This is a genomic window from Zobellia sp. B3R18 (genome assembly GCF_018860715.1).
Lineage (GTDB): Bacteria > Bacteroidota > Bacteroidia > Flavobacteriales > Flavobacteriaceae > Zobellia > Zobellia russellii.
Genome location: NZ_JAHKQG010000002.1, coordinates 171,780 through 197,882 on the forward strand (window position 1 = coordinate 171,780; position 26,103 = coordinate 197,882).

Annotated in this window: 24 protein-coding genes and 2 tRNA genes; 5 read left to right on the forward strand and 21 right to left on the reverse strand. The window is 38.4% G+C overall.

The window, feature by feature from the left end; genetic code table 11:
• Positions 1-6: 6 nt before the first annotated feature.
• Positions 7-1,668 carry an alkaline phosphatase PafA gene (gene pafA / locus KO513_RS00765; protein ID WP_215911862.1) on the reverse strand — a complete coding sequence of 554 codons (1,662 nt, stop codon included), beginning with the start codon at positions 1,666-1,668 and terminating at the stop codon, positions 7-9.
• A gap of 112 nt (positions 1,669-1,780) precedes the next feature.
• Between pafA and KO513_RS00770 the strand changes: the two genes are divergently transcribed.
• A complete protein-coding gene (locus KO513_RS00770; protein ID WP_215441120.1) occupies positions 1,781-2,521 on the forward strand; it encodes an MlaE family ABC transporter permease in 741 nt (246 codons plus the stop codon).
• Complete coding sequence (locus KO513_RS00775) at positions 2,518-3,285, forward strand: ABC transporter ATP-binding protein (protein ID WP_215441119.1); 768 nt, start codon at positions 2,518-2,520, stop codon at positions 3,283-3,285. The genes KO513_RS00770 and KO513_RS00775 overlap by 4 nt, the downstream gene beginning before the upstream one ends.
• A 10-nt stretch (positions 3,286-3,295) precedes the next feature.
• On the opposite strand, the gene KO513_RS00780 is transcribed toward KO513_RS00775, so the two are convergent.
• From KO513_RS00780 to porV, 9 genes are all read right to left on the reverse strand, one after another.
• The gene (locus KO513_RS00780; RefSeq protein ID WP_215911863.1) at positions 3,296-4,777 is read right to left on the reverse strand and encodes a DUF389 domain-containing protein; all 1,482 of its coding nucleotides are present in this window, start codon (positions 4,775-4,777) and stop codon (positions 3,296-3,298) included.
• Between the two features lie 9 nt (positions 4,778-4,786).
• Positions 4,787-5,869 carry a mannose-1-phosphate guanylyltransferase gene (locus KO513_RS00785; RefSeq protein ID WP_215911864.1) on the reverse strand — a complete coding sequence of 361 codons (1,083 nt, stop codon included), beginning with the start codon at positions 5,867-5,869 and terminating at the stop codon, positions 4,787-4,789.
• A gap of 89 nt (positions 5,870-5,958) precedes the next feature.
• Complete coding sequence (locus tag KO513_RS00790) at positions 5,959-6,561, reverse strand: SprT-like domain-containing protein (RefSeq protein WP_215911893.1); 603 nt, start codon at positions 6,559-6,561, stop codon at positions 5,959-5,961.
• Positions 6,562-6,675: 114 nt separating this feature from the next.
• Positions 6,676-7,356, reverse strand: coding sequence for an SDR family NAD(P)-dependent oxidoreductase (locus KO513_RS00795; protein ID WP_215911865.1), 681 nt, complete (start codon positions 7,354-7,356; stop codon positions 6,676-6,678).
• A complete protein-coding gene (locus KO513_RS00800) occupies positions 7,356-8,405 on the reverse strand; it encodes a M28 family metallopeptidase (protein ID WP_215911866.1) in 1,050 nt (349 codons plus the stop codon). Before KO513_RS00800 ends, KO513_RS00795 begins: the two co-directional genes overlap by 1 nt.
• An 89-nt stretch (positions 8,406-8,494) precedes the next feature.
• The gene (locus tag KO513_RS00805; protein ID WP_215911867.1) at positions 8,495-10,132 is read right to left on the reverse strand and encodes a pyruvate dehydrogenase complex dihydrolipoamide acetyltransferase; all 1,638 of its coding nucleotides are present in this window, start codon (positions 10,130-10,132) and stop codon (positions 8,495-8,497) included.
• 10 nt (positions 10,133-10,142) lie between these two features.
• Positions 10,143-11,138 (reverse strand): pyruvate dehydrogenase (acetyl-transferring) E1 component subunit alpha, encoded by a 996-nt coding sequence (gene pdhA / locus KO513_RS00810; RefSeq protein ID WP_215911868.1) that lies wholly within the window; start codon positions 11,136-11,138, stop codon positions 10,143-10,145.
• A gap of 157 nt (positions 11,139-11,295) precedes the next feature.
• Positions 11,296-11,778, reverse strand: a complete 483-nt coding sequence (cdd, locus tag KO513_RS00815) for a cytidine deaminase (protein ID WP_215911869.1) — start codon at positions 11,776-11,778, stop codon at positions 11,296-11,298.
• A 74-nt stretch (positions 11,779-11,852) separates the two neighbouring features.
• Positions 11,853-13,004 (reverse strand): type IX secretion system outer membrane channel protein PorV, encoded by a 1,152-nt coding sequence (gene porV / locus KO513_RS00820; RefSeq protein WP_215441109.1) that lies wholly within the window; start codon positions 13,002-13,004, stop codon positions 11,853-11,855.
• 466 nt (positions 13,005-13,470) lie between these two features.
• Between porV and gldJ the strand changes: the two genes are divergently transcribed.
• Together gldJ and KO513_RS00830 are read left to right on the forward strand one after the other, a co-directional pair.
• Positions 13,471-15,138 carry a gliding motility lipoprotein GldJ gene (gene gldJ / locus KO513_RS00825; protein ID WP_215441108.1) on the forward strand — a complete coding sequence of 556 codons (1,668 nt, stop codon included), beginning with the start codon at positions 13,471-13,473 and terminating at the stop codon, positions 15,136-15,138.
• 68 nt (positions 15,139-15,206) lie between these two features.
• Complete coding sequence (locus KO513_RS00830) at positions 15,207-16,487, forward strand: UDP-N-acetylmuramoyl-tripeptide--D-alanyl-D-alanine ligase (protein WP_215911870.1); 1,281 nt, start codon at positions 15,207-15,209, stop codon at positions 16,485-16,487.
• A gap of 60 nt (positions 16,488-16,547) precedes the next feature.
• On the opposite strand, the gene KO513_RS00835 is transcribed toward KO513_RS00830, so the two are convergent.
• The 5 genes from KO513_RS00835 to KO513_RS00855 form a co-directional block, all read right to left on the reverse strand.
• Complete coding sequence (locus KO513_RS00835) at positions 16,548-17,372, reverse strand: mechanosensitive ion channel family protein (protein WP_215911871.1); 825 nt, start codon at positions 17,370-17,372, stop codon at positions 16,548-16,550.
• Positions 17,373-17,390: 18 nt separating this feature from the next.
• The gene (locus KO513_RS00840; RefSeq protein ID WP_215441105.1) at positions 17,391-17,582 is read right to left on the reverse strand and encodes a hypothetical protein; all 192 of its coding nucleotides are present in this window, start codon (positions 17,580-17,582) and stop codon (positions 17,391-17,393) included.
• Positions 17,582-18,190, reverse strand: coding sequence for an RNA polymerase sigma factor (locus KO513_RS00845; protein ID WP_303406378.1), 609 nt, complete (start codon positions 18,188-18,190; stop codon positions 17,582-17,584). Before KO513_RS00845 ends, KO513_RS00840 begins: the two co-directional genes overlap by 1 nt.
• 232 nt (positions 18,191-18,422) lie before the next feature.
• Positions 18,423-18,578: a hypothetical protein gene (locus KO513_RS00850; RefSeq protein ID WP_215911872.1), complete on the reverse strand. Its 156-nt coding sequence runs from the start codon at positions 18,576-18,578 to the stop codon at positions 18,423-18,425.
• A gap of 524 nt (positions 18,579-19,102) precedes the next feature.
• Positions 19,103-19,177: transfer RNA gene (locus KO513_RS00855), tRNA-Val, on the reverse strand.
• A gap of 412 nt (positions 19,178-19,589) precedes the next feature.
• Here KO513_RS00855 and KO513_RS00860 point away from each other — a divergent pair.
• Positions 19,590-20,960 (forward strand): c-type cytochrome domain-containing protein, encoded by a 1,371-nt coding sequence (locus KO513_RS00860; RefSeq protein ID WP_215911873.1) that lies wholly within the window; start codon positions 19,590-19,592, stop codon positions 20,958-20,960.
• 376 nt (positions 20,961-21,336) lie between these two features.
• Here the strand turns inward: KO513_RS00860 and KO513_RS00865 are convergent.
• The 6 genes from KO513_RS00865 to nhaD form a co-directional block, all read right to left on the reverse strand.
• Positions 21,337-21,414: transfer RNA gene (locus KO513_RS00865), tRNA-Val, on the reverse strand.
• A gap of 59 nt (positions 21,415-21,473) precedes the next feature.
• Positions 21,474-22,685 carry a bifunctional folylpolyglutamate synthase/dihydrofolate synthase gene (locus tag KO513_RS00870; RefSeq protein ID WP_215911874.1) on the reverse strand — a complete coding sequence of 404 codons (1,212 nt, stop codon included), beginning with the start codon at positions 22,683-22,685 and terminating at the stop codon, positions 21,474-21,476.
• Complete coding sequence (locus tag KO513_RS00875; protein WP_215911875.1) at positions 22,682-23,623, reverse strand: energy transducer TonB; 942 nt, start codon at positions 23,621-23,623, stop codon at positions 22,682-22,684. Before KO513_RS00875 ends, KO513_RS00870 begins: the two co-directional genes overlap by 4 nt.
• On the reverse strand, positions 23,623-24,009 hold the full coding sequence (locus KO513_RS00880; protein ID WP_215441096.1) for an ExbD/TolR family protein: 387 nt from the start codon (positions 24,007-24,009) through the stop codon (positions 23,623-23,625). Before KO513_RS00880 ends, KO513_RS00875 begins: the two co-directional genes overlap by 1 nt.
• A gap of 10 nt (positions 24,010-24,019) precedes the next feature.
• On the reverse strand, positions 24,020-24,712 hold the full coding sequence (locus tag KO513_RS00885; RefSeq protein ID WP_215911876.1) for a MotA/TolQ/ExbB proton channel family protein: 693 nt from the start codon (positions 24,710-24,712) through the stop codon (positions 24,020-24,022).
• Positions 24,713-24,763: 51 nt separating this feature from the next.
• Positions 24,764-26,101: a sodium:proton antiporter NhaD gene (nhaD, locus tag KO513_RS00890; RefSeq protein WP_215441094.1), complete on the reverse strand. Its 1,338-nt coding sequence runs from the start codon at positions 26,099-26,101 to the stop codon at positions 24,764-24,766.
• Between the last annotated feature and the right edge of the window lie 2 nt (positions 26,102-26,103).

Here is a 26,103-nt window from a genome sequence, read left to right on the forward strand (position 1 = left end):
TTCTAATTATTCCAACACTTCTACTATTGGGCTTCCTGTAGCTCCGTTAGGAAACGCTATCCCTAATAAGCTAGCTACTGTTGGAGCAATATCATCTATTTCGGTTCGCTCTACCGTACTCCCTTGTTTAATACCCGCACCATAAAAAAGTAAGGGCACATGCGTATCATAAATTTGTGGCGAACCATGGGTAGAACCTGTTTTTGGGTAAGAAATTGTACCCGGAGACAATACGACCAAGACATCACCAGAACGTTTTTGGTTATACCCATTTTGAAGAATATAAGGTATACCATGAGTGTAATCATTCTGCCACATTTGGTAGGCCGTATAGGTACGATCAATTCCTTTATAATTCAACAATTCTTTTGCTATATTTTCCTGAACTTCCTGTACGCTCAAATCCAGATTCTTAATAATACTATGGTCTAAAAAGTATTGGTCGTTAGAAAAGTCCTTTACAATATCAGTTGTTCCATAATTGAACTCCAAAAATTGATTGAAATTTGTTTTTATCTCGTCCCAAACAACATAATCTGCCGGTATTCTCTGATCCTTTAAATATGCCGGAACTTCAATTGCAGCATGATCTGCGGTTAGAAATACGGTATATTCTCCTTTACCCACTTTGCGATCTAATTCCTTAAAAAAACGCTCTAAATCTTGATCAAGTCTAACATACGTATCCTGTATTTCTTTTGAGTTGACACCAAACTTATGACCTACGTAATCCGTACTTGAAAAACTAACAGCCAAGAAATCTGTAATATCATCTTTCCCCAGCTGCTCTTCCTCAAGGGCGGCTACAGCAAAATCAGTAGTTATACTATTACCAAAAGGTGTTGCTTTAAGCAGCTCATACTTACCATTCTCATCCCATAGCGCAGGTAGATCATGAGGGAAAACCGAGGTCTTCTCCCCTTTAAACAATCCTTCATAAGCATTATAGTCCGTACCGCTTTCAACATACTCCGAAATTTTCTTTAACGTTTTCCATGGCTTCTTGTATGTATCTACGGATTTATCAGCATTAAACTTCTCCACCCAAACAGGTAGTTTATCCATATAAAAAGAACTTGTAATCCAAGCGCCATCGCTAAACCAATATGCCGCATTAGCCGTATGCCCACCTGGAAGAACAGCACCTCTATCTTTTAAAGCAATGGCAATAGTCTTACCTCGCATTTGCGTATGCAAGCGAAGTTCATCTGTAATTGTGGTAACGGTCATTCTATGGGGAGACATTTTTCCGGCATCAGAAGTAGTACCAACTGAATTATAGGCCGGATCACCCGCACAATATACATCGGTATCCGATTCTTTATCGTACCAGTTATTGCCAATTATGCCATGCATAGCCGGTGTTGTACCTGTATATACAGAAGTATGCCCAGGTCCTGTACTCGTGGGAGCATAGTTATAATGATTGTTCTTACAATTGAAACCTTCATTTACCAAGCGTTTAAATCCATCATCACCATAATGGTCCCAAAAACGGGTAATATAATCATAGCGCATTTGATCCACAATAATACCCACCACAAGCTTTGGGTCTGTTTTCAATTGGGCTTCAGTTTGTTCTTTTGATTTTTTTTGACCGAATGACGTAAGCGGTAAAAAAGTAATGGTACAAATGGTAAAAAATAAGACGGTAAAATTCTTGGACATAGTTGTTTTATTGAGATAGCAAAAGTAAATAAATTCCCCTTTTAAAGTTTAAATGGAGGTTAAATGAAATCGTTTATTGTTATTTTTGTTAGGATATACCTATTTTCATCACATGAACTACCTAAGATCGATTGGCAGATATGCCATTATGATAAAAGAGGTCTTTAAGAAACCTACAAAATGGCGCATTATGAAGTCGCTCATTTTGAAAGAAGTAGACGAATTGATCTTCGGTTCTTTGGGTATCTTAATTTTCATTTCTTTTTTCATGGGAGCTGTTGTCGCCATACAAACGGCATTGAACATTACCAGTGAACTTATACCAAAAAACCTGGTGGGCTTTGCAACTAGGCAATCTATTATTCTTGAGTTTGCCCCTACTTTTTGCTCAATTATCATGGCAGGAAAAGTAGGATCCTATATCACATCTAGCATTGGTACTATGCGAGTAACAGAGCAAATAGATGCGCTAGAGGTCATGGGAGTAAATGCGCTTAACTATCTGGTTTTTCCAAAAATTATAGCACTTTGCCTTTACCCGTTCATTATCTCAATTGCTATGTATGTTGGGATTTTTGGAGGTTGGATGGCGGCCGTATTTGGAGGATTTAGCACCAGTGCAGATTTTATAGAAGGGGTTCAATTAGATTTTATTCCTTTTCACGTAACCTATGCCTTTCTCAAAACATTGGTATTTGCTTTTGTTTTAGCTACGGTACCTTCCTATCATGGTTTTTACATGACCGGTGGAGCTTTAGAAGTAGGAAAGGCCAGTACCACCTCGTTTGTTTGGACGAGTGTGGTAATAATCATTGCTAACTATATACTCACCCAACTCTTATTAGGCCAATGATAGAAGTAAACGACATACACAAATCTTTTGATGGCACCCATATTCTTAAAGGGGTGACCACTAGTTTTCAAAAAGGAAAGACCAATTTAATAATTGGACAAAGTGGCTCCGGTAAGACCGTTTTCTTAAAGTGCTTGTTAGGACTTTTTACTCCAGAGGAAGGCACGATTAGTTATAACGGTCAAATCTATACGGAACTTACCGATGAACAAAAGAGAGACCTACGCCAAGAAATGGGCATGGTGTTCCAAGGAAGCGCTCTGTTTGATTCTATGACCGTAGAAGGCAATGTGAAATTTCCGTTGGAAATGTTTACAAAACAGTCCAAATCCGAAATGCAGGACAGAGCGGATTTTGTACTAAAGAGAGTTAATCTAGTAGATGCGCATCATAAATATCCTTCCGAAATTTCCGGGGGAATGCAGAAAAGGGTAGCCATTGCCCGCGCCATTGTTATGAACCCTAAATATCTCTTCTGTGACGAACCCAATTCTGGACTTGATCCAAAAACCGCTATTGTCATAGACAACTTGATCAAGGAAATTACAGAAGAGTATGACATTACCACTATTATCAATACCCACGATATGAACTCGGTAATGGAAATAGGAGAAAAAATTCTTTTTCTTAAAGACGGTTTAAAGGCTTGGGAAGGCACCAACAAGGAAATATTTAAAACCGATAACGAAACGGTTACCGATTTTGTGTATTCTTCCGACCTCTTTAAGAAAGTGCGCCAGATGTATATTGAAGAGCGTAACTAAATTTATAATCCTATTTAGCAGTTCCTCGCAGCTGTATGGTGGTATCCTTCAATCGTACTTTTAACCACTCGTGAACCCTTTTGTTCTCCGAAGCAATTTTAGCATTGCTCAGCCCTTCTTTCCATTTTACTTCAAAGATTGATAGGGTATCTGTTTTACTGAAATCCGTAATAACGGCATTATCATACTGCAACGAAACCAAATTCTCATAGTTGGCTTTTGCCTCGGCACTTATATCCTGAAAAGGAATTTGTTTTCTACTAGATGCATCCTTTTGCAAGCGAGTGACCTCGGCCTCTAAAAACGCAATTTTCTCCGCTTTACTAGACAATTGGTTTTTCTGGGACTCATAGAGTTCGTTAATATATTTCAACTGATCTACCTGATCATTTTGAGACCCTTGAATAATATGAAGCTCGGTATTCGTAAGCCGCTTATAATCTTCATCTTCTTTTAGCATGGTATTCCATGAGGAAATTATATTGGCCGGAATAACCTCGTTACCCATACAAACAATCTCAATTACCGGCTGTTCACCTTCATTATATTCAATACTGGTAAAATTATCCAGATACCTTCCTCCACTTGTAAATTGGTATTTTCCTATGGTCTCACTAACAAATTCATTGGCCTGCTTTTTAAACATGGACTCCTGAAACACCTTATAGAACGTCCATCCCGCAGGTATCATAACCAATAAAGCCACAATAGAAGCTATACGCGCTATACGCCTTCTTTTGGCGGAGTTTACATAACGCACCATAGGAAACTTTAAAAGTTTTATGGTCAAGAAAGTCGCCAAGGCTATGAAAATGGTATTTATGATAAATAAATACATGGCCCCAAAAGCGTAACCGGGATTACCTATTGCCAGACCAAAGCCTACCGTACACAAAGGCGGCATTAAAGCCGTAGCAATGGCAACACCAAAAATAACGCTGGCAATAGTTCCTTTTTTAGCCCTTGCAATTACCAATGCCAAACCACCAAAAAAGGCAATAAGAACATCCCTAATATCCGGAGCCGTACGTGCCAATAACTCAGAAGACTCATCTTGAATTGGAAAGAATTCAAAAAATAGATAAGCCGTTAGCACACTAAGAACTACCATTACAGCAAAGTTCTTTAATGATCGCCTTAGTGTGTCAATATCATTAATGGCCAAAGACATACCCAGACCCAAAATGGGGCCCATAAGCGGTGATATTAACATGGCACCAATAACTACCGCTGTAGAGTTTGCATTAAGACCAATAGAAGCAATAAAGATAGAACAGATCAAAATCCATGAAGTATGCCCTTTGAAGGGTATATCTGCAATAATAGCTTCCTTCGTAGCTTCTTGATCCGTATTTTCACGAATATCCAATAATTCACGCATAAACCTCCGCAGGCTTTCCCACAGACCTTTTGCATCTTTCCTTACGGCCTCTTCGCTCTCCTTTGGAGCCTCAGTTGGCGTGATATTATCTTGATTCAATTTATCGCTCATGTATTAGAATTAGGCATATTCGTCGCCATATTTATTCTTAACGGCACCCAACACCTTTTTAATATCCTGTTCTTTAGTTTTCGGGTATATTAAAAGTACTTCTTTTTTGTCTACGATGATATAGTCGTTAAGACCATCTACCACAACAATTTTATCTTTTGGGGATCTGATCATATTGCCGGATGCATCAGTAGTTACCACCTTGCTGTTTACAATGGCGTTATTATCATCATCCTTGTCCAATTTATCGTATAAAGAGCCCCAAGTACCCAAATCGTTCCAGTCAAAAGTAGCCGGTAGTACAAATATGGATTTTGAATTTTCCAAAATAGCGTAATCTATAGAGATGTTTTCTGCTTTTGGATAGTTCTCTTTTATAAACTCTTTTTCTTCGCCAGTATTGTAACAAGACATACCGGATTCAAAAAGTGAATACTGTTCAGGTTGATAGTTTTTGAACGCATTTACAATGGTCTTCACGCTCCACATAAAAATTCCCGCATTCCAAAGAAAATTTCCTTGGGCCAAAAATTCCTTTGCCGTTTCGTAATCAGGTTTTTCACGGAACTGATTTACCTTCTTTAAACCTTCCGGACTTTCCTTTTCAAATTCTATATAACCAAAGCCTGTATTAGGAAACGATGGTTTAATACCTAAAGTACAAAGTACGTCTTCCTTCTCACATTTATCAAAACAGGTGGTTACATCTTTGGCAAAGGCATCTTCATCTTCGATCCAATGATCACTGGGCGCTACAATCATTACACCGTTCTCGTTCATCTTTTGAATTTTTAATGCTGCGTACAGAATACAAGGAGCTGTATTTCTCATGGCAGGTTCAAGCACTACTTGATCCTGTTTAACCAAAGGTAGCTGCTCCAAAACCAAATCATTATAGCGCTCATTGGTCAGGATAAGAATATTTTCGGTAGGAACAAACTTGTTCAGACGCTTAAAAGTTTTTTGAATTAAGGTGTCTCCCGTACCCAACATGTCATGAAATTGCTTTGGATAAGAAGATGTACTGATTGGCCAAAACCTTGAACCGACACCACCGGCCATTAGAACTGCGTAATAATTGTTGTTTTTCATTTCTTGATTGCTATGAAAGCGGAAGTAACCAAATCTTTCGCTTATTATTAATAGTTAGTTATCCTTAATTTACGTAATTTCTTACAATTTTAATCAAAAACCAATTCCACTTCTGCATTAGGTTGAAAAAGATACATTCGCCCTGTAGCCACCTCTATACATTCATATCGCTTAACGCGTCTATTCCCTTTTTTGTACAATTTACCATTATGAATGCGAAAAATACTACCTAACGGCACCTCAAAAACGTAGGTCCTATCCGTTTTTTGTTCGTCAAAATGTTTTAATGCTATGGACAGCCTTGCATCCGTACTACTACTTGCCTTTGGATTTTTAAAATGATTTGCTAAAAGAGGTAGTAATTGGGTAGGGAAAATTTCGGGCCTTATAAACGGTAACATTAAATATTGAAAAATGCGTTTCCACTCCGTACCATGTGGTTTTATAGTCCTGCCGTATTTTTCAAAAGCCACTAAATGGGCAATTTCATGTATGAGCGTAATTAAAAATCGATATTTATTGAGATTGGCATTTACTGTTATCTGATGCTTTCCATTGGGCATCCGCCGGTAATCCCCATGGCGGGTAACCCGTTCGTTAACAATCTTTAAGTGAACGCCTGTCTTCTGAATCAACTCCAAACAGGATTCTATAGCCCTTTCGGGAAGATATTTTTGTAGCACATTATCCACTGCGGACAAAAATAAGTTAACTCAACCAATAAATGAAGTTATCTATTATTAAGCCTATGTCAAAAAATAACACCTATTCACAAGAACGACCCTATGTAAGGAAAAACCAAAAGTTTAGGGCGTACTATTAGTGACCTGAAGTAGTTTTCCGTTATACAGCTGATGCCCTTCTAAAGCAAAGTTCTTGATGTATTTGGCCATTTGCAAAGCTGTTGTAGGCGCTTCATACCCTGGAAAAGCCTCTTGTAGCATTTCAGTCTGGACTGCGCCCAACGCCAACACATTAAAGGAAGGACCGGTTTCCTTAAATTCTTCGGCCCACAATTCGGTTAGAGTAATTACCGCCCCCTTACTGGAACTATATGCAGATAAGCCCGGAAACTTAACACTGCCCTGCACACCTCCCATAGAACTAATGGTAAGCACATGGCCGTCTTTAGGCATTCTTGGTAGAATCTTCCTTGTCATTTCCGCTACTCCAAATACATTTACTTTGTAAACAGCCTCAAACTCCTCGGCTTCGGTTTCAAGAAAAGGTTTGTTCAACAACTTTCCCGCATTATTTATAAGTACGTCTACCGTTTCAAAGTTTTCAGCTAAAAAATCCTCCATCTTTTTAAAATCGGATGGATTACCTAAATCAAAGGAGAAACTAAAAATATTTTCATGAGTCAAACCGGAAATTGACTTATCATTTCGGGATAGAGCCAAAACTTTGTGCCCCTCATCAGCAAACAATTTGGCCAGTTCAAAACCTATACCCCTACTAGACCCCGTTATTACGATATTTGCCATTAGTTGTACTTAATTTCTTTTGTTGGCGCGTTAACGATACCCTCCACAACCGGAATACTCTTATTTATTAAGTTAGCCATGTGACCGAAGTCCATTTCAGAAAGTTCATCTCCCACTTTGTGATAATGGTTAAAGTTCGTAAAATCAAACGTACTGAAAGTCTGTGAAGGCACCCCAAAGGCTTCATGAAACGGATAATTATCCGATCGCTTAAAAAGATTGAATTCCTTTGCTTTAGGAAGAAAGCCCGCGTAGGTCTGTTCTGCATAGCTATTAGCTACTTTGGCCATATTGGATTCTTCAAATCCGGTTAAGTAAGCCAAGTAATCCTTACCTACCAAGGGCACACCAACCATTTCATAATTAAGCATTGCATACAGGTTCAAATTCTCCTCCTTTAGCTTTTGCGCCAAGTGTTTTGACCCTAACAATCCCTTTTCTTCAGCACTGAAAAGAGCAAAAATTATGCTTCGCTTATTTGTTCTTGATTTCCCAAAATAACGGGCAAGTTCCATCACGGTTGTAGTTCCCGTTGCGTTATCATTTGCACCATTGGCTATGGCATCTCCATTCTCCTCTGCTATAAGTCCTATGTGATCGTAGTGAGCACCAATTATTACAAACTCATTTTTTAGTTTAGGATCACTGCCTTCAACCACACCAACAACATTAAAAGCGGGCGCATCATAATTAGAAAGGTCATCTCTATACGTTTCAAAATAAGGTTTGACGTTATTTTTTGAGAAGCTGCCTTCAATGAGCTCAGCGGCTTTTTCAATTCCTTCACTTCCAGTATCCCTACCTTGTAGCTCGTCCGAAGCCAGAAAATTCATGATTGAAGCCACTTTTTCCGCGTTTGAAAATTGATTTTGCCCCGCACCTACAATACTCCCTATACCATTTAAATCGTCTGCCTTTTTAGGCACCTCCATTAAGCTGCGGTCAAACTGCACCGCTTCTTCACTTTCTAATGTTACGGATTCATCAATCTTTTGAGAACCGCACGACAAAGCCAATATACTGGCAACAAACAGAAAACTCTTTTTCATAGGTGTTATTTTTAATGGTACAATTTAGAAATAAAAAAAGGCATCCGGAAATAACCAAGATGCCTTTATTATAATAGTTAGCGATCTGTTTAAGCCAGCATGGTTACCGGATTTTCCAAATACGCACGTAGTGTTAATAAAAATTGAGCGCCTGTAGCCCCATCAACCGTTCTATGGTCACACGCCAAAGTTACCTTCATTGTATTACCAACTACAATCTGGCCATCTTTAACCACTGGTTTTTGAACAATGGCTCCAACGGATAAAATTGCGGAGTTAGGTTGATTAATGATTGAAGTAAACTCGGTAATACCGAACATACCCAAGTTAGAAACTGTAAACGTACTACCATCCATCTCGGCTGGAGTCAGTTTTTTGTTTCTCGCACGACCGGCCAAATCCTTAACGGCAGCACCGATCTGAGTTAAACTCAATTGCTCAGTAAATTTCAATACAGGAACAACAAGACCTTCATCTACAGCTACGGCAACACCAACATGTACATGATGGTTATAACGTGTAGTATCTCCGTTCCAAGTAGTATTTACCTGCGGATGCTTCTTCAAGGCCATGGCACATGCTTTCACTACCATATCGTTAAAAGAAACCTTTGTATCAGGCAAATCATTTATCTGTTTTCTAGAAGCCATGGCATTGCTCATGTCTACTTCTATAGTCAAGTAATAGTGAGGTGCGGTAAATTTAGATTCGGACAAACGCTTTGCGATGGTTTTTCGCATTTGCGAATTTTTGACCTCCTCAGAACCTTCTTCACCTACTGGCAGGATTACAGGAGCACTTGCAGGCGCCGCCGCTTGTGAACTAGCCGCTTTTTGCGGAGCTTGTGAAGCTGCAGCAGGAGTATACCCCTCTACATCTTTCTTCACAATTCGCCCGTTATCTCCAGAACCTTTAACATTGGCTAAATCAATACCCTTTTCCTTTGCTATTTTCTTGGCCAAAGGCGATACAAATATACGTTGACCGTCATTTGCAGCCTTGGGAGCTGAAGTATCTTTAGAAGCTTCCTTCTTTGGCTCTTCTTTCTTAGTCTCAGAAGAAGTACTTTCTTTCTTACCCGAAGACGGCTTGGCATTAAGCACAGCATCAACATCCGTACCTGCAGGTCCTATAACCGCCAACACTGCATCAACCGGAGAAGATTCACCCTCTTGAATACCGATATATAATAAGGTACCCGAGTAGAAGGATTCAAATTCCATTGTAGCTTTATCCGTTTCGATTTCAGCTAAAATATCTCCTTCTTCTACCGTATCACCCACTTTTTTCAACCAAGCAGCAACAGTACCTTCTTCCATAGTATCACTAAGGCGAGGCATCTTTACCACTTCTACGCCCTCTGGAACATCTGCAGAAGCAACTTCCTCAGAATCTTCAGAACTTGCAGCTACAGGTTCATTGGATTCTTCCGCCTCTTCTTCGCCAGAAGTATCTGCACTACCGTTTAACAATGATGAGATATCTTCTCCCTCTTCACCTATAATGGCCAAAAGAGAATCTACCGGTGCACCATCTCCTTCTGCAATACCAATATGCAATAAAGTACCTTCATAAAAGGACTCAAATTCCATTGTGGCTTTGTCAGTTTCTATTTCTGCAAGTATATCGCCTTCCTCAACTTTGTCACCAACGTTTTTCAACCATTTGGCTACGGTACCTTCTTCCATGGTATCGCTCAAGCGGGGCATGTTTATTACTTCTGCCATTTACCTAAAATTATTTATGTTGTACAAATGGAAAATCTTCTTGCTCATAGACCATATCGTACAATTGCTGTACTGGCGGATAATCTGATTCGTCTGCGAATTTTTCGCATTCCAACACCAAATCCTTAACTTTTTTGTCTATTGCCTTAATGTCTTCTTCAGATGCGTAATCGTTCTCTTTAATAATATCAAGAACTTGGGTAATAGGATCTATTTTCTGATATTCCTTTACTTCCTCCTTAGTTCTATAATGTTGTGCATCCGACATAGAATGACCTCTATATCTATATGTTTTCATTTCAAGGAAAGTTGGCCCACCTCCAGAGCGTGCTCTTTCTACGGCTTTACTTACCTCTTGAGCAACCGTTACCGGATCCATACCGTCTACAGGACCACAAGGCATCTCGTAACCCAAACCTAGTTTCCAAATTTCAGTAGAATATGATGTTCTCTCTACGGAAGTACCCATAGCATAACCATTGTTTTCACAAATGAATACTACTGGAAGTTGCCAAAGCATTGCCAAGTTCAACGCTTCATGAAAAGAGCCCTGACGTACGGCACCATCACCCATATAACATAAGGTAACGTTATCCCTACCGGCGTACTTATCACCAAAAGCCATACCAGCACCTAATGGAATTTGTCCTCCTACGATACCATGACCACCATGAAAACGGTGTTCTTTTGAGAATATATGCATTGAGCCTCCCATACCTTTGGAAGTACCAGTAACCTTACCATACAATTCTGCCATTACTTGTTTAGGATCAACACCCATACCAATTGGTTGAACGTGATTCCTGTAGGCGGTGATCATACGGTCTTTGGTTAAGTCCATTGCATGCAATGAGCCAGCCAAAACAGCTTCTTGACCATTATACAAGTGTAAAAAACCTCTAACTTTTTGTTGAATGTAGACCTGTGCCAGCTTGTCCTCGAACTTGCGCCAGAACAACATATCTTCATACCATTTCAGATATACTTCTTTGGTAATTTTTTTCATTGATGCTAATAATTTGGATTCGTGGTTACAACACCCTGACCGTTCCTTTTTTATTCACGGAACCAACCAGAAGGGCAAAAATACATATTAAATCAATAGTTGAAAAAAATTGAAGTAAAAGGTTTGTTAGAATTTATCCTTAGGTTGTTCAGAACTGTTACAAAAACGAACTATCAAAGCCCAATGGCAGAATATCCGCCATGGAATTACATTTAAAAATTTTGCCTTTTTCCCCCATCATCAAAAGTGCTATGGGAGTTTTTTGCTTTACTTCATACTCCGAGATAGCCTGCCTACAGTTTCCACAAGGTGCCGCCGGGTTGGTTAACTCGTAATTGATAGAGGTTGCGGTTATGGCTATAGCAGTAATGCCCACACCCGGATATTTTGCCCCAGCGTAGAAAATTGCCACACGCTCAGCACAAAGCCCGGACGGATAAGAAGCGTTTTCTTGATTGTTACCTATAACCACTTCGCCATTTTCCAATAGCACCGCAGCACCAACCTGAAAGCTCGAGTAAGGTGCATAAGCATTTTTTCTTGCTCCAATGGCATCTATCATAAGTTTACCATCCTCTTCCGAAAGCTCCTGAATTGAATCAAAAATGGTCAATTCAAAAGATATATTCTGTTTTTGCATACTTGTTTAATAAGGGCCTAAAATAAGAAAACCTACCGTATGGCAGGTTTTCTTATTATATATTTATACGAATCTTAATCGTTGTAGAACTCATCCCCTAAATTAAAGGTTAAAGAGAAACGAAGTGAATTCTCTACAGGGTTAGTGATTTTAGATGTAGAAAATAGATAGGATAAATCTATTTGAGCGGAATTAAATTTAAAACCTGCACCTAACGTAAAGTATTTTCTAAAACCTTTTACATCACTCTCATTGAAATAACCTGTACGGAACATAAAAGCATCTTGGTATGTATATTCTGCACCTAAAGCCCATGTCATTTCTTTTAGCTCCTCACTAAAACCATCAGGGGCATCTCCAAAAGATTTAAACACACCACTTAAAAATCCAATATTTTGATACTCGTCGTTATCCGCGGCATCCATATCCCCATCATTATCAAAATCCTGAGGTGTTGGTACTAACAACTTATTGAATTCGGTAGTAAGGCCAATTACATTGTCTTGATCAAGAATAAAATCAAAACCAAAACCAAACTTTAAATTTGTTGGAATGAAGTTATCTTGCCCATTTTCATCATAAGCAATTTTACCCCCTAAGTTTGAAATATTAAAACCACCTCTCCAGCGGCCGTCAAACCTGTTATAGGCAATTTCCCTAGAACGGTAAAAACCTGCTACATCAACAGCGAAAGTGCTTCCCGGCTTAGAATCTACATTATTATCATTTTGGAATTTGAGGTTAGACCTAATATATCTACCCCCTACAGCCATTGAAAAAGTAGGGCTCAATTTTAAAGAATACGACCCATCAAAAGACAGTTCGTTTGGCTTAACAACCGTTCCTACATCATCAAAAGTTTGCCTAAGCTCAATATCTCCCAAGGTAAAATAGCGAAGACTAACGGCAAAAGCGCTCTGATCATTAATTTTATTGAAATAACTTGCGTTTAAAAGACCAATACCGGAGATGGCATTGCTAAGATAAGGCGTATACCCCATACCAATACCCATTTTACGCTCCGCAAATGCAAACTTTGCAGGGTTCCATTGCTGAGAATATGCGTCGGTTGAAGTGGCCACACCCAAATCACCCATACCTGCCGCTCTGGCATCTGCTGTTATGTTCAAAAAGGGAACTGCAGTGGTAATTACACGATCACCTGCTTCTTGGGCCGATACTTTGCATGCAAACACAAGCAAAATAAGTATTGAAATTTTTTTCATTTTTAATATAGCTAAATTTAGTCGGTCAAATATTACAATATAGTGCTACAAACCAAAAATATATTAGTTGTATTACATGTAAACGGCCTTTTAAGGAATATCTTGCATAGAAAACACAAAATTTTCAAATTTTCGTTTCAAATCAAAAACGGGGTATAAAGTACGTACATCTTTTGTAATTTCGCATTCGCTTAGAAATATTATGACCTTCATACTGTTTTTTGGGCAAAAGAAATGCATCTAGCCATACTATAAAGTTATTTGCACCGTTATGATTTTTGAGGCGGCATCGGTTAATTGCAAACGCGATGTCTCCTTGGCAGACAAAATAATTTTTCACAAATAAAATATTCTGTGCAAATCATCGTTTTATATGCCGAAAGTGACACTAAAAATTAATCAAAATAAAATAACCAACTGCGCTACCATTTTATGCAGTGGTACTATTTGAACTCAAGTCCTAATTATGAAAAAACAGTTTATCAAAGTTGTACTTTCTTGTGCAGTACTAGCGGGAGGTTTTACGGTTACCAGCTGTAAAAATTCCGGTTCTTCCAAAGACGTGTCAAGAGCCACAGGCTGGAAAATAAACGCCAAAGAAGGTGGTTTTCAATACAATACGGATTTTAAAGAACAAGAAACGGCACCAGGCCTTGTGTTTGTTGAAGGTGGTACTTTCACCAAGGGTAAAGTACAGGATGACGTTATGCACGATTGGAACAACACACCTACATCGCAACACGTACAGTCTTTTTATATGGACGAGACAGAGGTAACCAATGTCATGTACTTGGAGTACCTTGATTATCTTAAAAGTGTTTATCCTCCAGAAAATCCGCAATACGCAAACATCTATAAAGGTGCTTTGCCAGATACTTTGGTTTGGAGAAATAGATTAGGCTTTAACGAAACTATGACCAACAACTATTTAAGACATCCGGCTTACGCTGAATATCCTGTAGTTGGTGTAAACTGGGTTCAAGCAACACAGTTTGCCGAATGGCGTACAGATCGTGTTAACGAAGTAATGTTGGAAAGAGAAGGTTACTTGGCAAAAGATGCCAAATACCAAGCGGCCCAAGGTGAAGTAGCAGGTACTTTTAGTACAGAAGCTTATTTGAACAGACCAGAATCTGTTTACAACGGGCAAATAGACTCTTTACAAGGAAAAGCTAAAAAAGACAGTGTAAATACATTTGCCAAAAGAAGTAGCGGTGTAATTATGCCGGAATATAGACTACCAACGGAAACCGAATGGGAATACGCCGCACAAGCCAACCAAGGTAACCGTGAATACAATAACTATAGAGGTAGAAAAAAATATCCTTGGGAAGGGGATTATACCAGAAACGGACAACGTGTAGGTAGAGGCGACCAATTAGCTAACTTTAAGCAAGGTAAAGGAGATTACGGCGGAATTGCTGGATGGTCCGATGATGGTGCCGATATTACTGCTCAAGTAATGTCTTACAAGCCTAACGATCTTGGTCTTTATGACATGGCGGGTAACGTTGCCGAATGGGTTGCTGATGTTTACAGACCTATTGTAGATGATGAAGTAAGTGACTTTAACTACTACCGTGGTAACATTTACATGAAAACCGCAATCGGGGAAGATGGTAAAGTAAACATTCTTAGAGACTCTGTAATGTATGATACCATGCCAAACGGAAAAATAGTTGCCGTTAACCTTCCTGGTGAAATTAAAATGGTACCTGTTGATGAAGAAGAAACTTATTTAAGAACTAACTTCTCTTCAAGTGACAACAGAGGATACCGTGATGGCGATCCAGGTTCTTCTAGATTCTTTGATCAATTTAGTGATGAGGAAGATGAGAATGACAGAAAGAAAATGTACAACTCTCCTAAGCATAGTGTTGAGCGTGACTCTACCGGGAAATTGGTTCGCCAGTATGATAAGTCTAACAACAGATCAACATTGATCAATGACGAAGTTAGAGTTTACAAAGGTGGTTCTTGGAGAGATCGTGCCTACTGGTTAGATCCTGCACAAAGAAGATACATGCCTCAATATATGGCTACGGATTACGTAGGTTTCAGATGTGCTATGTCTAGGGTTGGATCTAAATCTAAAACTAAGAACAAAACACCAAGAGGTAAAAAAGTAAGATAAGCTCCTTAAAATATTTTTCTAAAAAGTCTCGGTATAATATGCCGAGACTTTTTTTATACTTTTACTTTATGAAAACAGCTCAATTGCACGACATCTTTTTGGAGTTTCCAGAAATCTGTACGGATACCAGAAAAATAAAGGAAAACTGTATTTTCTTCGCCTTAAAAGGAGACAACTTTAATGGAAATGAATACGCCGCCAAGGCATTGGAGAACGGAGCTGCCTATGCCGTGGTTGATGAGGAGGCTCATGCACAATCAGACCATAGGTTTATTCTTGTTGACAATGTTTTGGAAGCCCTTCAAAAATTAGCTGCTTTCCACAGAAATCACTCAAACGCAAAGGTTATTGCGTTAACGGGAAGTAACGGCAAAACCACCACCAGAGAGTTGATCAATGCCGTGCTATCAAAAAAGTACCGCACTATTGCAACCAAGGGCAACCTCAACAACCATATTGGAGTACCCCTTACCCTACTCTCAATAAAACCAGAGACTGAAATTGCCATTATAGAAATGGGAGCAAACCACCAAAAAGAAATTGAGTTCCTGTGCAGTTTGGCACTGCCGGATTTTGGATATATTACCAATTTTGGAAAAGCCCATATTGAAGGTTTTGGAAGCGAAGAAGGTGTTATAAAAGGTAAAAGCGAATTATATGATTATCTCACCCAAAACGATAAGCATATATTCATGAACGGTGATGACCCGGTTCAGTTTCAAAAACTAGGGAGCTACATAAAGAAGTACGGCTTTAGCACTAGTCTAAAAGAATTTTACAAAATAGAATTCTTAGGAGCAAATCCATTTGTGACAGCATCATTTGAAGACCTAAAAGTTGAATCACAGTTAATAGGCAGTTACAACTTCACCAATTGTGCAGCGGCCATACTTATAGGAAAATACTTTAACGTTCCCCTTAGTGAAATTGCAGAAGCCATAAAAGGCTACTCCCCTAACAACAATCGCTCTCAAATCATTAACCATAACGGCCACCAAATTATCCTTGATGCCTACAATGCTAACCCTACAAGCATGAAAGCTGCCTTGGAAAATTTCTCTCAGATGGAAGGAGGCTACAAAATTGCTTTTTTAGGCGATATGTTCGAGCTTGGGGAAATTGCATCTGTTGAGCACCAAAATATAGCAGATTTAGCAAAAGAATTAAATTTTGGCGAGGTTATACTCGTTGGTGAAAACTTTCACAAGACCAACACATCTTTTAAGAAATATAGCACTTTTGCCAAACTTAAGGACTATTTAAAGGACCAACAACCTAATCCCAAAAGCCTTATCCTTATAAAAGGGTCACGAGGCATGGCCTTGGAACGCATTCTAGATTCCATTTAAACCAAAAAAGGCAGCACCCCTAAAGTACTGCCTTTACCATCTATTACTACTTGTTGGCTTCTATTCCAACTTAACCCTATTTTCTACAATCTCTTTTATAGGTACAATTAGCTTTCCTTCTTTTGTATTTAAGGTTACACTAATATTATCTATCGCTTCAATTGTGCCCTCTATATCCGCAAACTTCACCTTATCTCCTGCGGCATAATTTTTTCGTGCATAAAAAGTCTTCAACAGGCTTTCAACCACATTTCTAGACCCAAGACCTAGTCCTAACGCAAAAGCTAAAAGAAACGCACCCAATATAAGCGTGAAATTACTTGTAAACATGGAAGTATCAATCCCCGCTTGATTTAAAGCCGTTATGGTAACAAAAATCACCATGATATAGAAAACTATACTACTAACAAGCTTTCCGCCTCCAAAGCCCATAGAATCAAAAACGCTTTTCAGTGCGGATTTTATCAACTTGGCCGCATATAGTCCGATCATAAAAATGACCATTGCACTAAGTAATATTGGAAGATAACGGAGCAGGTTGGCTATCTCCTGCGAGATGATGGTAAGCTCTACTATATCTGCCGCAACTATAATAAATACCAACAATAGTATATACTTCACAAACTGAAGCAATACTTTCTCTATATCTATTTTAACGTTACTGTCTCCAAATAACCTTGCTTCATTAATTTTATCCGAGACTTTACTCAACTGCGCTATCTTGAACACCTTTTTAAGAACAAAACGCACTACTTTACTAATACCCCATCCCAACAACAAAATAACAATAGCTCCCAAAATATTGGGTAACGCAGATGCTATATCACTTACGATAGTACTTAAGGTATTGAAAGTCAAATCTTTCCACTCTGAAACTTTATCCATTTTCTTAAATGTTATGCGTTAAATAATATCGGGCTTGGTTTTAAATATATCTTCAATTGCAGACTTATAATTACATGTAAACAAGTTTGCCATGTCCATAACAAGTTTGGCAGAAGCTATATCATCCATAACCTTCTTTTTCAAATGAGGAGGAACCTCGTGCAACGAGTCTTCCATTTCCTTAAATGGATTTTTCTTTTCCATAGACATTATGGTATTTTGTTATAAGCTTCCACAATACGAGACTTTGCTCGTTTGAGTCGCATTTTCACGGCACTTTCCCCTATATCCAATATTGAGGTCAGTTCTTTTATCGATATATCGTCTTGGTATTTTAAAAGCAATATTTTTTTATCCTCTGGGTCTACTAAATTTAAGGCCTTTTTAAGTTTTTCCGACCGCATATTGGCTATTTCCGCATCATCATCTACCACTGTTATGGGTTTAGTTGTTTGCGAAATAGAATCAGATTTATCACTCATTAACCTCTGCTTGTTCCTTTTCACATAGTTCACACAAAAATTATAGGTGAACGCATATACCCAAGTAGAGAATTTTGACTTTCCCTTAAAACTGGAAAGCTTCACAAAAAGCATCAGGAAAACATCCTGCGTAAGGTCTTGGGCCTCTGCTTGCGAATTAGAAAAGCTGTAACATTTATTATATACTCTTTGTGCATACCTATCGTAGAGTACAGCAAAAAGCAAAGCATCATTATGCCTCGCTATCTTGCGCACAAGCTCTTCATCCGACATCAATTCCGGTACTACTTCTGTTTCCAATATTTGGTTCTGGTTGCTAGTTACTAATTGCGACACAAAAAATGTCTTAAAGTCACCGTAATATATTTTAACAGACTCATAACGACACGCAAAGGTATAAATATAGCGCCATTAATCACCTTCAAAACAGAAAAGTAATCAATAAAAAAAGCTCAACATCTGCTTTTTAAACAAAGCAAGAATGAGCTTTTCCATCTTAATAATAAAGAACATTTTCCAACCCTAAAACCTATGTCTTGGTTTTAATAGTTGACCAAAAAGGTGTCAATTATTCTTTTTTCTCTTTATCCTTGAGCACCGCAGGTTTCTGTTCTTTGGCACTGGAATTTGTAGAAAATAAAATGTTGGGAAGCATAACTACCATACCCAATAAGAATATGGCAATGCTTATACTGAAGAATACAAATACAAGATCATTCATCATATAGTAATGTTAGTTAGTGTATTCTTTTAGACACGGCAATTAACAAAAAGTCACATTATACCAAAAAATTCTATTTTGAAACCAACATTACAGCTTTATCTACCCCTAAACACAAATATCTTAGATCATATAATTTTCGTTTTTACTTTGATTCTACTCAGGTTTTTCTTTCATCTTTTTTTTCCATTTTGTTTTACCTCTTAAATCTAAATAGCCCCTACCTTTTCTAGTATGCTCTTTAGAAGATAAGGCCGATGGTATCACAAATACCACAATCACCAAAAAAATGATTAAACTAACTGCCAAAAGAAGAACAAACGGATTAAACACACTTAGTAATTAACAGGTTATACACTTAGTAGGAAACCACTTAACGAAAAAAGTCACATAAAAAAGTATAAATATTTACCTATTCCTCAAAAAAGAAAGAATTGTCCCTGATGTAATTATTGAATTTTAAAAAAACACCTGATCTACATTGTTAAAATGTGAAAATTGCAAGCAGGGAAGAAGAGAGAAATATGTGGGTCATACTGGATTCGAACCAGTGACCTCTGCCCTGTCAAGGCAGCGCTCTAAACCAACTGAGCTAATGACCCATAAATAGTGGGCCAAAGGTAAAATTAATTTCGGATTAAGAAAACATAAATTAATTGTCTTTAGTAAGAGAAAACCCGCATTGCACGTTCAATACAAAGAGTCAACAACTTACACCTAACAACATTAAAGTTTATGCTAAATTATTATCCATTAACCAACCTAACACAAGTTTACGCACTTTACAAAGTCTACAAATACTCAACATTGCATAGATTGACCATTTATTGCACTAATCCTATCATTTAAAATATGTATTTTGCGTCAATCACAATAAATTTACAATAGCTCAAAGATTGACTCATTATTTTACAGTATGCGCAACACATACACTGAGTTGATATTAAACATGAGTATTTTTTTTAATTATAAATTTATTTTTCAACTCAAACCAACAATTTAGAACCAAGATTCATGATAGCATTAGAATTCTCAACTTTTTTAGGTCGCTTTCACCCACTATTTGTACATCTTCCTATTGGGTTTCTTTTTTTAGCCATTGTTTTAGAATGGTACGAAAGCTTCAAAAAAACCGAAGTCAAAAGCAAACTAATTCCATTTGCATGGTTATTAGGTGCACTTAGTGCCGCAGGTGCCGCAATTTCCGGATGGTTCTTAGGTGAAACCGGCCTATATGAAGAAGAACACCTATTCGCCCATAGATGGCTGGGCATTGCCTTGGTAATAGTGGCCTTTATTGGATGGTACCTAAAGAGCAAACCAAAAGCTTTCCCCATTAAATTACAACACGGTTTTAACATCCTACTTTTGGCCATGCTTTTTATAGAAGGCCATAAAGGGGGAAATTTAACCCATGGCGAAACTTACTTGACCGAGTACGCTCCTGCCCCTATCCAAAAACTATTGGGTGCAAAAGCTGCAAAGGACTCCGGTCCTTCATTTATGACTCCAGATTCTGTTCAAGTTTATGCCGATTTGGTTGCTCCAATTTTTGAAGCAAAATGCGTAGGGTGCCATAATGATGAAATAAAGCGAGGCGGACTTAACATGAGCCACCCAGATTCATTACGTATGGGCGGAGATAGCGAAAATGTTATTGCCGCCGGAAATACCCAAGACAGCGAACTTTTTAGAAGAATTACCCTTCCACCAAAAAATGTAAAGTTCATGCCGCCTACAAATAATGCCCTCACCTATGACGAAATCAAAACTGTAGAATGGTGGATTGAACAGGGAGCTCCTTTTGAAGGCGCGTTAACTAGCATGAACGTAACCGAAAACATAAAGCCAGTTCTACTAAGACGCTATGGCATTGACACCAACCCAAAACCATGGTATGAGACCGTACAGCTTCAAAAATTGGACAGCATTCAATTATCAAATCTGGTACAACAAGGTTTTGAAGTTAAAATCTTAGGTCCTGATAATTCCTTATTAGACGTTAAATATTCAGGTTCGGACCTTACTCAAGAAAAACTTGCAGAACTCCATAAGGTAAAAGACTATGTGACTTGGTTAAACCTGGCCAATACGAATGTCAGTGACGAACAACTTTCTAATATTTCAGAGTTTTTGAACCTTACTCGTTTACAATTAGAAAAAACAGAAATTTCGGATAAAGGTGTTTCTCACTTAGCAGGACTAGAGCATTTAGAAGCCTTAAATCTATACGGTACTAAAGTAACTGACGCATGTTTACCAAGTATAGAAAAAATAAGCAGCCTTAAGCGCGTTTATTTATGGCAAACAGGAGTAAGTGCCCAAACAGCAAAAAACATTCAGGAGAACAACGAAAAACTAAAGATTGTAATAGGAAAAGGATAGCCGATTGACATTTAAAATTTTAAAAGCCATCTAAACTATTTAGGTGGCTTTTTTTTATGAATACTGAGCATATTTGGTGGTTGACAAACTATAAATGCCTAACAACTCGTGACCTTTGCAAAACTGTTCCATTTCTGATTTAGACACAAGCAATACCATGCTTCTACACTTGTGGAAAAAATCGTCGCACACTATAAAAACCTGGCTTTAATCTTTGAGTAAAATCCAATAGCTTTTCTAACGTTCTTAATAACGAGCGGACAAGTTTTGTGAAGGGATGATTTAACGCTGTCCTAACCAAAACAAGAAGTAAAATGTGGAAAGTAAAAAGTCTCAAAAATAAAAAATCCTCAAACATTTTAATGCTTGAGGATTCTGGTGGGCAATGAGGGATTCGAACCCCCGACCCCCTCGGTGTAAACGAGGTGCTCTGAACCAACTGAGCTAATTGCCCTAAAAGGTGTGCAAATATAAGACTCTTTTTTACTTCTCAAAACAAAAAAAGAAAAAAAATTAAATTACTTCTGAAACAGTGAACGTACTACCTCCAACAAAGATAAAATCTTCCGGTCCGGCCTCTGTCAAAGCAGCATGATACGCAGCTTCAATAGATGTATATTTTCTTCCGTTCAAACCAAAATCTTTCACCCTGTCCATCAACTCATTAACCTCTAATCCTCTTGAAATACTTGGTGATGACAAGTAGTAATTTGCATCTTTTGGGAACAACGGAAGTATACCATCAAGGTCCTTACCCTTCACGAAACCAAGTACGAAAAATAATTTTCTAAATTTTTGCTGAGATACCTGATTTATCACAATAGATAGACCTTCTTTATTATGTGCGGTATCGCAAATAACGGTTGGAGCAACATTTATTTGCTGCCACCTCCCCATTAAACCCGTATTCTCGGCCACATTCAAAAGCCCTTTACGTATTTGTTCATCTGCCAAACTAAAACCATTTAGTTGTCTTATAACAGCCAATACGCCTTTAACATTCTTTTTTTGATATACACCTAAGAGCGAAGTAGGATACACCTCTTCAATTTCGAGCTCGGCATAAGTAAGTTTTGCCTTCTTAGATTTGGCCATCTTCCGAAAGGTTTCGTCCGTTTCTGGCTGAAATTCACTTACCACCACAGGAACACTCTCTTTAATGATACCCGCTTTCTCAAAAGCAATCTTAGGTAACGTATCACCCAACATATCTACGTGGTCAAAACCTATATTCGTAATCAGACTTACTTCAGGATGTATAATATTGGTTGAATCCAACCTACCTCCCAGCCCTACCTCAACCACGGCAATATCAACCTTTTCCTTTGCAAAATAGTCAAAGGCCATGCCTACGGTCATTTCAAAAAAAGATAAATTATGATTTTCAAAAAAAGTTTGATTATTCGCTACAAATTCAACCACGAAGTTTTCATCCACACATTCGCCATTTATACGAATACGTTCACGAAAGTCCTTAAGATGTGGTGACGTGTATAAACCTACTCTGTATCCGGCCTCCTGAAGTATTGATGCTAACATATGACTACTGGAACCCTTACCGTTGGTCCCGGCCACGTGAATACTCTTAAACTTGTTCTCCGGATGATTTAAATGATTTGCAAATTTGCGAATACCATCTAGTTTGGCATTATAGGCTTGTTTTCCTTTTTGTTGATACATTGGAAGTTGCGCAAACATCCAATCCAAAGTTTCCTGATAGGTCACTCTCCCAATTTAAAATTGACGACCACAAAACCAACTTGCTGACTAGGCGCATTGGAATCTAAATTCCATTTATGCTTAAATGCAGTTTTCTTTGCAGGCTCCAATAAGCAAGGACTATTATTGGTAGTTCCCTTAACCCCAGGCGTAGCACTCACTACATTACCGTTGCGATCAACAATAATCTTCACTACTACCCTACCTTCTTCGTTACATTGCTGCTTTACCTGTCCTTTACCCACCAAGGAGCGACCATTTAAGCCATAACCACCTGTTCCGCTACCAGAACCGGGACTTCCATAATAACTCGTAGCATAGGGGTCACCATCTGGCTGTCCCTTATCACCCGCTCTGTTATCATCTCCTTCGCTTCCCGAAGCATTACCTTCGGATTTACTGATACCGCCAATAAGCGCATCTAGCTTTTTCTTTTTAGCCTCTTGTTCCTTACGAGCCTTTTCTTCAGCAGCTTTTTTCTCTTGAGCTTTTTTAGCCGCTTCTGCCTTTGCTTTTTTCTGAGCGTCCTCGGCCCTTTTCTTAGCGGCCTTCTCAGCTTCCTCCACTTTCTTTTTGGCCTCTTGAGCTTTTTTAATTTTGATGGATTCTTCGTTCTCTTGAGTCAACACTTTTTCAGCCGGGGCTTCTTCAGCCACAACTTCTTCAGGCACATCTTCTGCAACCTCCTCTACTTCCTCAACAACCTCTTCTTGTTTAGAAGGCTCAACAGGTGGTGTATCCAAAGGTTCTGATCGGATTTTCTCTTTTGGTTGCACATTACCACTACCAAAGTTGGTAGTACCGAAATTAACGGAAATTCCGTTTTCGATAGGTGGGTCCATATAGGTAAGGCCTATATAGAACAATACAAGCAGCAATACACTTAGTAGAAAAGTAGTAAGTGTAAAAGATTTCTTTTTGTGTTTCGTGTCTAGGAATGACATTAATTGGGTCGCACGGCCAAGATCACCTTATAACTATTTCTATTGGCAATATCCATAACGTTCACCGCTTCTTTGATGGCAACGCTTTCTTCCGCCCTTAAAATAATTGTGGGTTTATCTTGTCCTTCTAGTGCCTTTTTTAATTCAATTTCTATGTATTCTCCGTTTATTCTCTCGTTGTTAACGTAGTACTGCAAGTTCTTATCAATACTAACGGATACGTTTTGTGTGTTCGTAGACTTTCCTTTTGCCTTTGGAAGTAATAAATCTAAAGCATTGGGAGAGTTTGCCGTAAGCATAAAGAATATCAATAACAGAAATACGATATCTGTCATTGAAGACATACTAAAATCCGGGCTAACTTTGTTTCTTCCTCTTAGTTTCATGTCTTGCGAATTATAAAGGTTCGTTCAACAAGTCTAGAAACTCTACGGCGTTCGCCTCCATTTTATGAACCACTTTATCGGTCCTGTTCACCAAATGATTGTACCCAATGTAAGCTATAATACCTACGATCAAGCCCGCTACGGTAGTTGTCATTGCGGTATATATACCAGAAGCCAATGAGCCCATCTCTGCTTGACCACCACTTGTAGCCATTTCGTGGAACGCCAATATCATACCAATTACGGTTCCTAAGAATCCGATCATTGGTGCGGCACCCGCAACCGTTGCAAGAATACTAACATTCTTCTCCAGTTTATAAACCTCTAGGGTACCTGCATTTTCTATGGCCGTATTAATATCATCCAACGGCTTTCCAATTCTAGAAACCCCTTTTTCAGTTAACCGCGCTACAGGAGAATCGGTCTGGACACAAAGCAATTTTGCCGCTTCCAACTTACCATTGGTAACATGGTCGCGAATCTGGTTCATAAAGTTGCTATCTATCTTCGAGGCCGCCTTAATCGCGAATATTCGCTCAAAATAAATATAGAGAGCAACGAACAACATGATAAAAAGTACCGTTATAATAAGCACACTACCTGTACCGCCATTAAATATCAAATCGATAACGGAAAGTGTCTTCTCTTCTGACATAACATCCGCAGCTGCAGGATCTTGAGCCATATCTTGAAATAACATCATAGAATTCTTAGGTATTAGAGTTGCCTCTATAACGGTATTTTATCGATTAAATTATACGTTTAATACAAAATCTCTTAATAAAATAAAAGTTACGGCTCCGGATATAAAACCAACCAATGCCAACCATGCTATTTTCTTTAAATACCAGAAGAAATCTATCTTCTCCATACCCATGGCAACAACACCGGCAGCGGAACCGATAATCAACATGCTACCTCCCGTACCTGCTGAATATGCTATGAAGTGCCATAATGGATTATCCATTGGTTCTGAGAACATTCCCAAACTAGCAGCCACTAAAGGCACATTATCAATTACAGCGGAACCAATACCAAATAGCATTACCACAATGTCCGTATTAGGAATAGCTTCGTTTAGACTTTCGGCATAGTGGAATAACATACCCAAAGATTCCAAAGCTGCAACCGCCAATAATATACCTAAGAAAAACAATATACTTGGCAGTTCAATTTTTGAAAGTGAATGATGAACAGGACTATGGTGACCTGCAGTATCATCTCCTTCTCCTTCTACATTTGAAATACTGAATTTTGAATTACTATAAATTTCAGCAAATGTTGCTACAACGGCCAATGACAACATCATACCCACGTATGGAGGTAAATGAGTAACCGTTTTAAAGAAAGGAACAAATACGATAGCACTCAAACCTAAGTACAACATTGTTGCACCATATTTAGACTTTGGCTCTTCTAAAGCATCAATATTACTATCAAGATTCCCCTTAAAAGCTTTAAATCTACTAGCTATCAATACTGGCACTACCATACAAACTATTGAAGGAAGAAGAACGTGTTCCACTAATTGTAAAGCAGACACTTTGTTTGCGATCCATAGCATGGTAGTTGTTACATCTCCAATAGGAGACCACGCACCACCAGCATTTGCCGTAATGATAATCATACCCGCAAACCACAGACGTGTTTCCCTATCATTAACCACTTTTTGCAATATGGTAATCAAAACAATTGTAGCAGTTAAGTTATCTATGATAGCCGAAAGGACAAAGGCCAATATTGAAAATAACCATAACAACTTTCGTTTACTTTTAGTTCGGATGAACCCTTTAATAGTCGCAAAACCATCAAAATAATCAATGATTTCCACAATGGTCATCGCTCCTAATAGAAAGACTAGTATTTCTGCCGTTTTACCTAAGTGATGCAGTAAAATTTCATCTATATGTGTGGGCTCGAGCTCCCTAAGTTGTGTGTTGACCTCAAAAACATCCATATGGGTCAAGGCAATTATAGCCCAGAGAATAGCCATCATGGCAAGAGCCGGAATTAGCTTATCTATTTTAAGGTTATGCTCAAGGGTAATCGCAAGATAACCTGCGAGGAATACAATAATAATAATGGTCTCCATAC